At 58.3% G+C, this 12878-nt stretch carries 10 protein-coding genes; 8 read left to right on the top strand and 2 right to left on the bottom strand.

Going from position 1 to position 12878, the window contains the following annotated elements; translation table 11 throughout:
- The first annotated feature begins 73 nt into the window (after window positions 1–73).
- From ROO76_17740 to amrA, 6 genes are all read left to right on the top strand, one after another.
- On the top strand, window positions 74–1462 hold the full coding sequence (locus ROO76_17740) for a metallopeptidase TldD-related protein (protein MDT8070010.1): 1389 nt from the start codon (window positions 74–76) through the stop codon (window positions 1460–1462).
- Between the two features lie 99 nt (window positions 1463–1561).
- The gene (locus ROO76_17735; GenBank protein ID MDT8070009.1) at window positions 1562–2515 is read left to right on the top strand and encodes a hypothetical protein; all 954 of its coding nucleotides are present in this window, start codon (window positions 1562–1564) and stop codon (window positions 2513–2515) included.
- Between the two features lie 402 nt (window positions 2516–2917).
- Window positions 2918–4180 carry a Glu/Leu/Phe/Val dehydrogenase gene (locus ROO76_17730; protein ID MDT8070008.1) on the top strand — a complete coding sequence of 421 codons (1263 nt, stop codon included), beginning with the start codon at window positions 2918–2920 and terminating at the stop codon, window positions 4178–4180.
- A 133-nt stretch (window positions 4181–4313) separates the two neighbouring features.
- Window positions 4314–5105 (top strand): prolipoprotein diacylglyceryl transferase, encoded by a 792-nt coding sequence (gene lgt / locus ROO76_17725; protein ID MDT8070007.1) that lies wholly within the window; start codon window positions 4314–4316, stop codon window positions 5103–5105.
- Between the two features lie 338 nt (window positions 5106–5443).
- Window positions 5444–6097, top strand: coding sequence for a CDP-diacylglycerol--glycerol-3-phosphate 3-phosphatidyltransferase (pgsA, locus tag ROO76_17720; GenBank protein MDT8070006.1), 654 nt, complete (start codon window positions 5444–5446; stop codon window positions 6095–6097).
- A gap of 10 nt (window positions 6098–6107) precedes the next feature.
- Window positions 6108–6713: an AmmeMemoRadiSam system protein A gene (amrA, locus tag ROO76_17715; protein ID MDT8070005.1), complete on the top strand. Its 606-nt coding sequence runs from the start codon at window positions 6108–6110 to the stop codon at window positions 6711–6713.
- Window positions 6714–6883: 170 nt separating this feature from the next.
- Here amrA and ROO76_17710 read toward each other — a convergent pair whose 3' ends face one another.
- Entirely contained in the window at window positions 6884–7816 is a 933-nt protein-coding gene (locus ROO76_17710; protein MDT8070004.1) for a hypothetical protein, read from the bottom strand.
- A gap of 317 nt (window positions 7817–8133) precedes the next feature.
- On the opposite strand from ROO76_17710, the gene aroE reads away from it, so the two are divergent.
- Window positions 8134–9714 carry a shikimate dehydrogenase gene (gene aroE, locus ROO76_17705; protein MDT8070003.1) on the top strand — a complete coding sequence of 527 codons (1581 nt, stop codon included), beginning with the start codon at window positions 8134–8136 and terminating at the stop codon, window positions 9712–9714.
- 992 nt (window positions 9715–10706) lie between these two features.
- Here the strand turns inward: aroE and ROO76_17700 are convergent.
- On the bottom strand, window positions 10707–11243 hold the full coding sequence (locus ROO76_17700; protein ID MDT8070002.1) for a transposase: 537 nt from the start codon (window positions 11241–11243) through the stop codon (window positions 10707–10709).
- Window positions 11244–11315: 72 nt separating this feature from the next.
- Between ROO76_17700 and ROO76_17695 the strand changes: the two genes are divergently transcribed.
- Window positions 11316–11960, top strand: coding sequence for a sce7726 family protein (locus tag ROO76_17695; protein ID MDT8070001.1), 645 nt, complete (start codon window positions 11316–11318; stop codon window positions 11958–11960).
- Window positions 11961–12878 lie beyond the last annotated feature (918 nt).

Genomic DNA, 12878 nt, shown 5'->3' with positions numbered 1-12878 from the left:
CTCGAATTTGGGTTTTTCAGAATTCATTCTCTCGGTGCCTCGGTGTCTCAGTGGTGAATAAACACTTTGAACTATGACGAATACTGAAACTCAACCCGCCGCCCCCGCCGTAGAAACCGACCTTCGCGAAATCGTCACCGACGTGGTGAAGCAAGCCATGGAAGGCGGCGCCACTGCCGCCGAAGCCGTCGTTGGCGACGGCTCCGAATTCTCCACCGTCGTCCGTCTCGGCGAAGTCGAGACCCTCAAGGAATCCGGCAGCAAAGCCCTCGGCGTCCGAGTCTTTCGCGGCAAACGTGCCGCCAGCACATGGACCAGCGATCTCTCCGTCGAAGGTGTGCGCGGCATGGTTCGCAGCGCGCTCGAACTCGCCAGGATCACATCCGAAGATCCCTTCAGCGGCATTCCCGAGCCCGACGAACTCGGTTCGCTCCCCGGCGACCTCGATCTTTATTACGACGACGTCTACTCGCTCTCCAACGCCGATCGCATCGACTACGCGCGTCGCGCCGAGAAGGCCGCGATTACTGCCGACCCGCGGATCAAGAACTCCGAAGGCGGCACCTTCGATGCCGCGCTCGGCCGCAAGGTCATGGCGAACTCGCACGGCTTCGTCGGTGACTACCAGCGCTCCTACTGCTCCATATCCGCCGTGCCCATCGCGCAGGACGACAAGGGCAACATGCAGCGCGACTACTGGTACTCGGTCTCGCGCACGCTGAGCAAACTCGAATCACCCGAAGAAGTCGGACGCATCGCCGCCGAGCGCACGCTGCGCCGTATCGGCTCACGCAAGGTGAAAACCGCTCGCGTCCCAATCGTCTTCGACTGCAATATTTCCAAGGCTCTGCTTGATCACATCTTCGAAGCCGTAACGGGCGATGCCGTCTATCGAAAGGCATCGTTCCTCGCCGACAAGCTCGGCCAGAAGATCGCCGGCTCCAACATCACGATCATCGATGACGGAACCATCGTCGGCGGCTTCGGCACCAGCCCGTTCGACTCCGAAGGCGTTCCCTCGCGCCGCACCGTCGTCGTCGAAAACGGCGAGTTGAAATCGTATCTCCTGAACTGCTATACCGCACGCAAGCTCGGCATGAAGACCACCGGCAACGCCGCGCGCGGACTCGCCGGAACTCCCGGCATCGGTTCCGGCAACTTCTTCCTCAATCCGGGCACGCACTCGCCAAAAGAAATCATCGGCGACATCAAGGAAGGCCTGTTGGTAACGGAATTCCTCGGCTTCGGTGTCAACCTCGTCACCGGCGACTTCTCTCGTGGCGCCTCGGGCCTGTGGATCGAAAACGGCGAACTCACTTACCCGGTCGAAGAGATTACTGTCGCCGGCAACTTGAAAGACATGCTCAATAACATCTCGGAAATCGGCAACGACCTCGAATTCCGCGGCGCCCTGGCCTGTCCCACGCTCCGCATCGATGGCATGACCGTTGCCGGAGAGTAGTTCTGCACGAGGCCCGCAAGGGCCACTGCTTCCAGCCCGCCACTTTCAGTGGCGGGTCGCTATTTTGGGCTAAACTAGTCTCGTCGTTAAAAGCGCAGCATGCACCGAATCCGACTCATCGCTCTTCTTTTCCTTTTCTTCTGCGCGACCTTTTCCACGGCCCAACAAACCCCTCCGCCCGGACCCCAAAACCCCATACCCTCTCAAAACGCCCAACAACCAACCACGGCTCTGGCCGCTCCCACCGACGCCTTAACGAAAAAACACTTTTCTCAGGATGAACTCCGCGACCTCGTTCGTCGCGCCATGCTCAACGATCAGGAGAATTACCAGAAGCAGAAGGACCTCACTCACATCGAGCGCCAAGTGGTGCAGCACCTCGACAAGCAGGGCAATGTCAAAAGCACGGACTCCGTTACCCGCGAGATCCTGATCCTTTACGGACGCCGCATGGAGCACATCCTCGAACGCAACGACAAGCCGCTCAGCCCCGAGGAGCAGAAGAAGGAAGACGCCAAGTTCGACAAAGCCGTCGAGAAGTTAGAGAACGAATCGCCCGCCGACCGCCAGAAGCGCATCGCGAAATTCGAGGAGAACAGCCGCAAGGCTCGCGAGTTCGTCACCGAAGTCGCGAACGCCTTCAACTTCACCTTCGACGGCGAGGACACGGTCAACGGCCGCCCCGCCTACGTCATCAGCGGCACGCCCCGCGCCGACTACCGTCCCAAATCACGCGAAGGCAAGATACTGAAGAAGACGCGCGGCAAGATGTGGATCGATGTCGCCTCCACCCACTGGGTCAAAATCGACGCCGAGTTTACCGACACCGTGAGCTTCGGCTGGTTCCTCGCGCGCGTTCACCCCGGTACGCGCGTACAGGTCGAGCAGCATCTCTTCCGCGACGGCGTCTGGGTCCCCAGCGAAATCAAATTTAACCTCGATGCGCGCGTCGGCCTCTTCAAGCAAGTCAATCAGGATATCGACGTGACCTTCCGCGACTGGCGCAAGTTCTCCGCCGACGCAAAAATCATCGACTACTCCGAAGTGAAATAGCTCTTCTGCGTGTCGTTATCCTGAGCGAAGATCGCGAATTACATTTCGTGCCCCACATCTGCCGCAGTTAGCAAGTGGGTTCAGCGCTCGCGAACGCAGTCGAGGGACCTGCATCTTGCTTTCTTCGGGATCACCAACCTCGGTTATTCCCATGATTCCCATCACACACGGAGGTTCATGCTCCTTGCTTCCCCTCAAACCCCATGCATATACTACTGAGTTTGTTCAGCCAGGAGTGGGGTCAAAAAGGGGTGCGCACCGCATCTGCGGTATTCAGCAGACGCGGATCTTTCACACGAGCGTGATTGGCCGGTAGCCAGTCGCGGTGCCTTTGTGCGCTCCGTACCTCTCCTGAAACTGCCCTGTTAGGTTCTGGGCTCGTGCTGCGAACTCGGAGATGGTATGGCAACCGTAACTACGCAAGAAACGAATCCCTGGGAAGCCCAGGCTGCGCGCTTCGACTTCGCCGCGCAGAAACTCAACCTCGACGAGGGTCTCTGGAAGATCCTCAGCCAGTCCAGCCGCGAGATCACCGTCCACATTCCCGTGGGGATGGACGACGGGCACCTCGAAGTCTTTACCGGCTATCGCGTGCAGCACTCCATCGCGCGCGGCCCCGCCAAGGGCGGCATTCGCTTCTCGCCCGACCTCAACCTCGACGAAGTTCGCGCGCTCGCCGCCTGGATGACCTGGAAGTGCGCGGTCGTCAATATTCCCTTCGGAGGTGCCAAGGGCGGCATCATCTGCGATCCCAAGAAGATGTCGATGAGCGAACTGGAACGCATGACCCGCCGTTATACTGCCGAACTCATCGAATTCCTCGGTCCCGAAAAAGACGTTCCCGCCCCCGACATGAACACCAACGAGCAGGTGATGGCCTGGATGATGGACACCTACTCCATGCACATGCGCCAGACCGTTACTGCCGTCGTCACCGGCAAGCCCATCAACATTGGCGGATCGCGTGGTCGTCGCGAGGCGACCGGGCGCGGCGTCATGATCGTCACCAACCAGGCGATGAAGAAACTCGGCATGTCGCCCGAGAGCACGCGCGTCGTCATCCAGGGCTTCGGCAATGTGGGTTCCAATGCCGCTCGCCTCATGTACGAAGCAGGCTACAAGATCGTCGGCATCGGCGAGTGGGACGGCGGACTTTACAATCCCAGGGGCATCGACGTAGATGCGCTCTGGGAGCATCGCCAGCGCAACGGCGTAATCCACGGCTTCAGCGGGGCAGAGAAGGCCGACACCGCCGACCTCCTGGTCGCCGAATGCGAGGTGCTTGTTCCCGCAGCAACCGAGAATGTCGTCACGACTCAGAACGCGGCACAGATCAAGGCCAAGGTGCTAGTCGAAGGCGCCAACGGCCCAACCACCGCCGCCGCCGATGACATCCTCGCCGACAACCACGTCTTCGTCATCCCCGACATTCTGGCCAACGCCGGCGGCGTCACCGCTTCGTATTTCGAGTGGGTGCAGGATCGGCAGGGCTACTTCTGGAAGGAGTCGCAGGTCAACGAGCAACTGGAGCACATCATGGTTTCGTCGTTCGACGATGTGATCCGTTACGCGGAGATGCACAACGTCAACAACCGCATCGCAGCCTACATGCTCGCCATCGACCGCGTCGCCTACACCATCCGCCAGCGCGGAATTTACGCCTAGCTGATTGTTCGGAAATTCCGTGCCCCACATCTGCCGCAGTTAGCAGATGTGGGGCTTTTCCAGGCCTTTCGTGCTATTCCTGCCGCGTGTCTCAGCCGAGTCCTTCCGAGCCACCCTGCATCCAAACCTGTAGATGATTCATATTGACTGGAACCCCATGCCGCACCTGGGGCCCCTGCCTATCAATTGGTACGGCCTCACGTTTGCACTGGGCTTCATCGTGGGCGGATGGCTGGTGTGGCGCTGGGCTGCAGGATTTCCCGAACTGCGCGCCAACCTCGAGTCCCTGATGATTTGGATCGCGGCCGGCACCGTGATTGGAGCCCGGCTCTACTACGTCGCCCAGAACGACACCATGCAGTACCTCACCCACCCATGGCTGATCCTGGCCGTCTGGCAAGGCGGACTAGCTTACTTCGGCGGCCTCTTTGGAGCGATCGCCGCCTCGGTAATTTATCTGCATCGGCACCGACTCAACTTTTGGAGAGTCGCAGACGTCTTTGCGCCCGCCATTGCTATCGGCTCCGCAATCGGACGAATCAGTTGCGGGCTTGACGGCATGGACTACGGCACTCCTACAAAGCTGCCGTGGGGCGTCATTTACGAAAACCAGAACAGCTACGCGCCCATCGATGGCGTCGCGCGCCACCCCGATCAGTATTACGAACTCCTCGGCGACCTGCTCATCGCGTGGATACTGCTGAAACTTCGTGGCAAGATGCCCAACGGCGCATTGTTCGTGCTGTACCTGATTCTCTTCAGCGTGTTGAGGTTCTTCGTCTTTTTTGTCCGAGGCAGTTCGCCGGTCGTGGCATTCGACCTCAAGAATGCTCAATGGACCGCCCTGGCTTTCCTGGCCTTTGCCATACCAGCCTTCCTGTGGCGAATGCATCGTAAGAAGACTTCCGCGGCACTCGCCCGGTAATCCGGGTCTGTTCTGTAGATTATTATGCAGTGCGGATGCACTTGGAGCTTACAGGGAGCCGACGCGACTGACAGGAGCAGGATGCAAAACGGATTTGCGGGGGTAGGACGGCACCGAAAAAATCGTCAGTGTTGATGTATCCAATTCCATGCCTCCCTCCCCGTTGCTGGACAGATTCCGAGCACGCGGGGGCCCGCCCTGCTTTGAGGAGCCTCCGTTCCTTCCTCCCGGGCATCCGACCCATTATGGGAAATCGGGTGGAATGCTGCTTCGGCCAATTGATTTAATCCAAAGCCTCGGAGCATAATTCAGTCTGAAGCCCCGCTGCGTGGTCCTGAGTGAATCTGCCGAATTACATCACGATGGGTCGCATTTTCAGTGTGCCGATCCTTATCTGGATCCTATGCAGCCACTATTTTCCCGAGGCACACGGCCAGCGAGAGTTGATCGCCTCGGGCGTCTTCATCCTCGCTTCCATCACTGACGGGCTGGACGGCTACCTTGCACGCCACCGAGGCCAGGTCACAACCCTCGGCATGCTCCTCGACCCGCTTGCCGACAAGTTGATGATCGCCGCCGCCTTCGTCACGCTCGTGCAGGTCGCGCCTGAACTGGTCGCCGCGTGGATGGCCGTCATTATTATTGGGCGCGAGTTCCTCGTCAGTGGCCTGCGCTCCATTGCCGCGCAGGAAGGCTTCACCATCCAGGCCAGCGATCTCGGCAAGTTCAAAATGGTCGTCCAGATCGTCGCCGTCGTCGCCGTCATTTTGGCGCACCGCTGGGTGTACTGGCCCATCGGTCCTTACATCTTCCCGGTACACCTCATCGCGCGGATCGCCATCTGGTTCATGGTTGCGCTCTCGCTCATCTCGGCCATCGATTACTTCGTCGCCTTCTGGTCCAAGATTGACCGTCAGGCCGTCAAGCGGCGCAAGCGTCGTGTATTCGTCCTCAGCCGCCGCCACAAGAACAACGACGTTCCTGCGACATAGGAGTCGCGTCGTGAGTTCCAGTTCACAACTCGCGGAGCAGTCCAAAATCCCTTCCGCCGAATATTCCGCCGACGAGCGCAAGCTGCTTCTCCGCTTCGCTCACCAGTCTATCCGCGAGCGCCTTCAGGGCCTCGAGTTCGAACCGCCCGCGCCCTCTGCGCACCTCGCCGAAATGCGCGGCGGTTTCACCACGTTGCACATCCAGGGAAAGCTGCGCGGCTGCATCGGCTACGTAGTCGCCATGAGCCCGCTATATCAGACGGTGATCGAGACCGCGTCAGCCGCTGCATTCGAAGATCCGCGCTTCATGCCCCTTCGCGAACCCGAAGCGCCGTTGCTGCAGATCGAAATCAGCGTGCTCTCGCCTCTTGCCCGCATCGCGCCCGAGGAAGTCGAAGTAGGCCGCCACGGCCTCATGATTTCGCATCGCGGCCATCGCGGGCTGCTTTTGCCGCAAGTGCCCATGGAATGGGGCTGGGACCGCGAGCGCTTCCTCTCCGAAACATGCCGCAAAGCCGGCCTTTCTGCCGACGCCTGGCGCCACGGCGCCGAGATCGAAGCCTTCAGCGCCGAAGTCTTCTCCGAATCCTCCCCCGCCGAATCCCTCCGTGACTGAGAATAAGAACTGCCGTCATTCCGAGCGAAGGTCGCGAGTTGTTGTTTGCGCGCGGTCGTTGGCGCGCTCGCGACCGTAGTCGAGGGACCTGCATTCCTTCAGCATCGCGCAATAGAAAAGGCGGGCCAATTTCAGCCCGCCTTTCCGCGCAAGGAGTCACCCGAGAAAACTTATTGTTCTTTTTCCACAGCGACCACGTCGCCCACCAGCACATCCTCCAGCGACATCGTGATCATGCAGGTCGCCGTGTCCGGTGTCACCGACAGTACTACCATTTCGCCCACTCCGCGGTACGGCAACTTCTTATAGTCGCGATTCGTGAGTTTTACATTATGCTTCGACTCATCGCTATAGTACGGCGGATACAGTGATAACCGGTCCACCGGATACATCGTGCTCGGATCGTAATTTCTTACAACCCGCAGATAGTCGCCAGGATGGAGCCCCTTGTTCGCTCCGATATTGACGTACACCTTCTGTCCTGCTCCCAACTCCTGGTCAAAATCCTTCCCGTCAACGATCCGTCCCGTCACGCCGCCATACGGCGCAAAGCGCGCGAACTCAACGTGTCCCTTGCGGAACTTCACCATTTCTTTTTCGTGGAATGGCATCAGGATGTCGCCCGGCGTCATCGGCTCGCAGCTGAACTCGATCTGTCCCACTGCCACTTCCTTATCGATATACGTGACAACCACGCGCCCGATATCGAAGTATTCGTCGCCGGCATCCTTCAGCAGTTTGTGCAGTCCCGGCATCGATTCATACCGGTCCGGGTCCTCAACTCGCCGCACCACCGAGTACCGGTTCCCCACCGCGTATCCCGGTCCCGAGAGGTAGATATACGAGTTTCCCGACGGGTTACCGGCGAACCGCGTCTCGTGCGGCGAATTCATTCCCGCCAGCACATGGTCCGCGTTGGAGAGGTGTTCCTTGGTGACGAAGCCCGCACAGTAAATGTCCGAGTACGTCGGCTCCTGTTCGTGAACTTTCAAGTTCGTGCTAGGCACATACATCGCCTCCGGCGCGGCCGGAGCCTGTTCCTGTTCCTGCGCGAAAGCGATTAGCGGAATGGCTAGCAGCATGGCTGCCAAAACCTTTTTCATGTTTCCTCCGGCCCGGGAGACCCCGAACCCCTCGGTGCCCCATATCTGCGCGTTTTCGTAGATGTGGGCTCAACCTAACCCTGTCCGCCCCAGTGACTTAGGCACCAACGCCCCAACCTCTGGCCCCCGTCTCTAAGTCTTTGTTCTGAACGGACTTCGACATTCGAACGCTACCATCCGCTTATTTTCCTGACAAGTTACCGAAAGTGCATCGTATTAACGGTAAAGGTACTTACAACCCCTTTCTGACCCCATTAAAAACTCTTTAGTTGCATATATTTGCATCGATCCTTATGATTCCCTCGCGAACACGCTAAATGTCCTTATCTGCCAACATGAGCGCCGCGCGCCTGATGCGCCTGCGCCTTCCCAAACTGTGCATCGCCGTCACCGGCGCCGATCCCAATGAACTTGTGGACAAGGCCGAGGGCCTCGTCTCCGAAAACCCGTTCCTTGAGTTCCGCCTCGACTATCTGAAGAATCCCGCATCCGCCGCACCGCGCATCCGCAAGTTCCTCGAAACCCGCACCGACGCCACCGTAATCGCCACCTGCCGTCGTGCGCCTAACGGCGGCAAGTTCAAGGGCTCGCTCGCCGCGCAACTCGACGTCCTCCTCAAGTCAGCCGCCGCCGGATGCCAGATCGTCGACATCGAACTCGAATCCGCCGAAGCCCTCCGCGCCGGCGATCTCGACAAGCTTCGCGGCCGCGCCGCCATGCTCCTGTCGTTCCACGACTTCAAGCACACGCGCAAGATCGACGAAACCTTCGCGCGCATGAAGCCCTTCGCCGCCGACTTCTACAAGATCGTCACCACGGCGACCAGCCTCTACGACAATGTCCTCATGATGAAGTTCCTGCAGGAGAACCACGATCGCTATTCGCTCGTCGGTCTCTGCATGGGCGAGCAGGGAATCATCTCCCGCGTTCTCGGCCTGCGCGCCGGAAGCGTCTTCACCTTCGCCGCCGCCGGCCGCGGCGAGGAAACCGGTCCCGGCCAAGTCACCGCCGCCGAGCTTCGCAGCGTCTATCGCATCGACAGCGTCGACGCCGCCACGCGCGTCTACGGTGTCGCCGGAGATCCCGTCGAACACTCGCTCTCGCCCGTCATGATGAACGCCGCCTTCCGCCGCGAAGCCGTCAACGCCGTCTACCTTGCGCTCCACGCCAAGAAGCTCGACGATCTCATCAGTTGCGCCCGCGAGATCCCCTTGAGCGGCTACAGCGTGACGATGCCTTACAAAGAGGAGATCCTGCCGAAGCTGGAGAAGACCGACGCTGTCTCCGCGCAAGTCGGCGCCACCAACACCGTCGTCCGCGGGCAGGACGGACGCCTCTTCGGCTTCAACACCGACGTTGCTGGCGTCACGGTTCCGCTCGAGGAGCGCCTTTCGCTTCAGGGAGCGCGTGTGCTCGTCCTCGGCGCCGGAGGCGCGGCCCGCGCCGCCGTTCACGCCGTGAAGTCACGCGGCGCCGAAGCCTTCATCCTCAATCGCACTCCCGCTTCGGCGCAGAAACTGGCCAAGAAAGCGCACGCCAAGACGATCAAGCGAGCCGATCTCGCGAAACTCGAGTTCGACGTCATCATCAACGCCACTCCGGTCGGAATGGGCGGCAACGGCCAACCGCTGCTCAACGAAAAAGAGCTGAAAGCTCGCTACATCTTCGACATGGTTTACAACCCGCAGGAGACTCGCCTTCTGGCCCTCGCGAAGTCGAAGGGGCTGCACACCATCAGCGGCGTCGAAATGTTCGTGCAGCAGGGCGCGCGCCAGTTCGAGATCTGGACCGGCAAGCCCGCACCCATCTCCGAAATGCGCTACGCCGTCACCCGCGAACTCGACAACCGGGCCGCAGCCGCAGCGAAATCCAACGGGAAGGCGAAAAAGAAACACTAACTGCGGGTACCAGGTACCGGGTTCCGGGTACCCACCCCCCTATTTCCCGAATCTTTGTTTCCAATATTTTGCGGAGATTTTGATCGCAAAATATTGAGCCACTTGGTCTTAAATCCTCGGGTATAGAAAACAAAAGACTTAAGGGCGGGAAATGGCCGCCAGATACGGGCTCCCTCTCCGCTGTTCTCCGAACAATCAAAAGCAACATCAAAAGAGATTCTGAACGAGCCAACGCAAAAGTCCACAGGACGACTGGTTGTAGCCCAGGATTTTCAATCCTGGGAGGTGGAAGGCGCACATCTTCCTTTTGTTTGTTAAAGCAGGTGCGCGGGTTGAGAAAGATCAAAACCCCACCCTGTCGCTGCGCGACAAGGGTAGAGCACGACCGAAGAACCGAAGATCGGGTGAACCGAACAACGGACTTCAGCACCAAATAGCGACGGCGCCCGCAAAGGGCGCCGTTCGATGGAACTCTGTCCGAGTACATTATATCAAATTGAAGGGTGATTTCTGAGGTTTTGGTTGGGAGCTATATTTCGAGCGCCGAGAATATTTTGCGGGGAATTGGTGACGTCCGTCTCTTGACAGTGTGATCGTCGACCGAGGGATCGGGCAGAATTCCCGGAGAGGACAAGGTTCGTGGTCAACCGGCCCTTTCCAAGAACGGGAAAGGACCGGGCACCCAACGCCTGTGTCGTAGGAAGGTTCGGCCACCCGCCAGGGCGCACGCCAGTTCGAAATATGGACCGGCAAACCCGCACCCATCTCCGAAATGCGCTACGCCGTAACCCGCGAACTCGACAACCGCGCCGCCACAGCAGCTGCGAAATCCAACGGGAAGAAAAAGAAATAGACGGTTCTAATCGTTTTGATCCATCGGATATCCCATGACGGTGCCCCACATCCGTCGTAGTTAACGGATGTGGGATTGGGGACTTCTCCAACTCTCTCGGTGCCCCACATCCGTCGTAGTTAACGGATGTGGGCATACCTCACTCTGGAATCGTCAACAAATTCGGGGTTCTTCCGTTTCTCCGATCCGCCGTCCACTGACTCTCAACCTCCACCACTCCAACTTCCGCCGTCATGTAATGTCGAAAACTACTCCACTTCCAATCCTCGGGATTCTCAACGAGACCGCGTTTCACGGGGTTCCGATGGATGTACCGCAACTTGTCGGTGAAACTCTCATGTGACCGGACATTGTGATCGTAATAGCGCTTCTGCCACAGCGGGACGTCTCTTTCCGGCCAGTAATGCCGCGCTCTCCCCGCCACCGAAACCTTCAGTGCCTGCAGCGCCTGCGCCAGCGTGTCCTTCTTCGGTTCCGACACCAGCAGATGCACATGCTCGGGCATCACGACATACCCGTAAACTCGAAACAGGTATTCACGCCGCGTCCTCTCCAGGCATTCGACGAACAAATCTCGAATCCACGCTTCCCGCAGAAGCGGAAGCCGCCCATAGCAACTGAAGGTGATGAAATGAGATTGCCCGGATTGGTGATATCGTACGAGTCCCGTTGGCACGAGCCAACCGTATCAGCCCATCGAGGCCGCCCATGACCAACGGTGTTCAGTTGGTTAATTCCGAGCTCGCAGATGATGCTAGAATTTGCATCATCTTGTTCCCATATGCGTGATATAGACATACGTCGAGAACTACGCCGGGAAATGACGCTCCAGCATGGGCGGGATCCTGAGACGCTGGTCGTTGAGGAGTTAGGGCTGTGCCAGGGGCTCGCTAGGGTTGATCTAGCCGTGATTAATGGAAGTATTCATGGCTACGAGATCAAGAGTGAACAGGACACCCTGAATCGATTGCCCGGCCAAACGCAGACGTATAACAGGGTCTTCGACTACGTGACAGTTGTGACCTCCCGCAAGCACGCCGACAAAATCGCAAAAATGGTGCCAAATTGGTGGGGGATTTCTATTGCGGTACCCGCTGAGTCTGGTGTGCTTTTAATAAAGAAGCGGCAGGCAAAGAAGAATAGGAAGACAGATTCATTCGCCCTAGCGCAACTGCTGTGGCGGGACGAAGCCATCGACGCTCTTGTCTCAGTTGGCGTCACGGGAATCAAAAGCAAGCCGCGGCAATTACTTTGGCGTCGACTCTCGCTTGATATTCCTCAAGAAGAACTCGGAAGGATTATCAGGACCCGCCTGAAGCAGCGTTCAACGCGTTGGCGAGCGCCCTCACAACTAACGTCAGGTGATGGTTTGTCCCAACCTTCCGCCAAGTAGTAGCGTTGCCGGGGCCTTGCATCCCCTGAGCGCATTGTTCTATGAAGTTGTCCCCCCAACTAAAACCGCGCCCACTATATTCAGGTCTTCCAACCAGGACTCTGCACAGTTCAAAGTATTGTTCGAATCCGTACTGTCGAACATTTCTTCCTTTGATGATCAACCAATCATCAACGCTCGTGTATCTTATGTTCGCACTCATCCGCATGGTCCGAGGATCCAACTCCTTCGGGATGGGATGCGCAATTGCGTAGTCTCCGTAAATTAAATCTCGGCGCGGCAGAGCCGTAGGGCGCCTCTGGAGAGTTCGCCAAAGCTGCCACTCTCGGCGAGGTAGAGTTGAGATGCTACCTGCGTTAACATCGCTGAGGTCTTCAGGAAATGACGCAGACGCTGCAATCATCCGTCGCCACTCGTCTCTGCGAGGAATCATTGAAAAAATGGACCGCACGATAAGTAACGCACGACTCGTTTCATAACTGAGGTCCTCGAGGTCAATTAAAAGGTCCAAGGAATCCGCTGTACGCGTCCCGAATGCGGTCACTAAACGAGAAACGTCCGCTTCAATGTCGACCTCTTCTTCGAAGTCATCAACTACGAGACGTACACATGCTCCTAATCTGCTCGTCGCTGAGTATCCGACCACAGCGTCAAGAGTCTCCTGAGATGGAGTGCGAGGGAGAACCGGGATCGCTCGAATCCCAAGCCTACGACACTCGTCTAGAACGATCCCGAAGGCTACCTGCCCGTCAGAAAGAGATTCCGTTTCATCCAACCAGGAAAGGTCAACGTACAAGGAGCGATCAGTCCAGCATTTCCTGATTCGCTCAATTACGGCCGATACATGCTCTTCCAGCGTCCGGGCTGGACGCTCGTTGGCATAGTCATACGGCACGCCGGGAATCTCGATCAGGGGCA

It is taken from the genome of Terriglobia bacterium, from assembly GCA_032252755.1.
GTDB lineage: Bacteria > Acidobacteriota > Terriglobia > Terriglobales > Acidobacteriaceae > JAVUPY01.
Note: the sequence above shows the minus strand (reverse complement) of the source record. Positions and strands in the feature narration are given on the sequence as shown.

Excerpts from the sequence above, each read along its gene's own strand:
- ROO76_17740 (MDT8070010.1), top strand. The coding sequence starts at position 74 with ATGACGAATACTGAAACTCAACCCGCCGCCCCCGCCGTAGAAACCGAC.
- ROO76_17735 (MDT8070009.1), top strand. The coding sequence starts at position 1,562 with ATGCACCGAATCCGACTCATCGCTCTTCTTTTCCTTTTCTTCTGCGCG.
- ROO76_17730 (MDT8070008.1), top strand. The coding sequence starts at position 2,918 with ATGGCAACCGTAACTACGCAAGAAACGAATCCCTGGGAAGCCCAGGCT.
- lgt (MDT8070007.1), top strand. The coding sequence starts at position 4,314 with ATGATTCATATTGACTGGAACCCCATGCCGCACCTGGGGCCCCTGCCT.
- ROO76_17710 (MDT8070004.1), bottom strand. The coding sequence starts at position 7,816 with ATGAAAAAGGTTTTGGCAGCCATGCTGCTAGCCATTCCGCTAATCGCT.
- aroE (MDT8070003.1), top strand. The coding sequence starts at position 8,134 with ATGTCCTTATCTGCCAACATGAGCGCCGCGCGCCTGATGCGCCTGCGC.
- ROO76_17695 (MDT8070001.1), top strand. The coding sequence starts at position 11,316 with ATGATGCTAGAATTTGCATCATCTTGTTCCCATATGCGTGATATAGAC.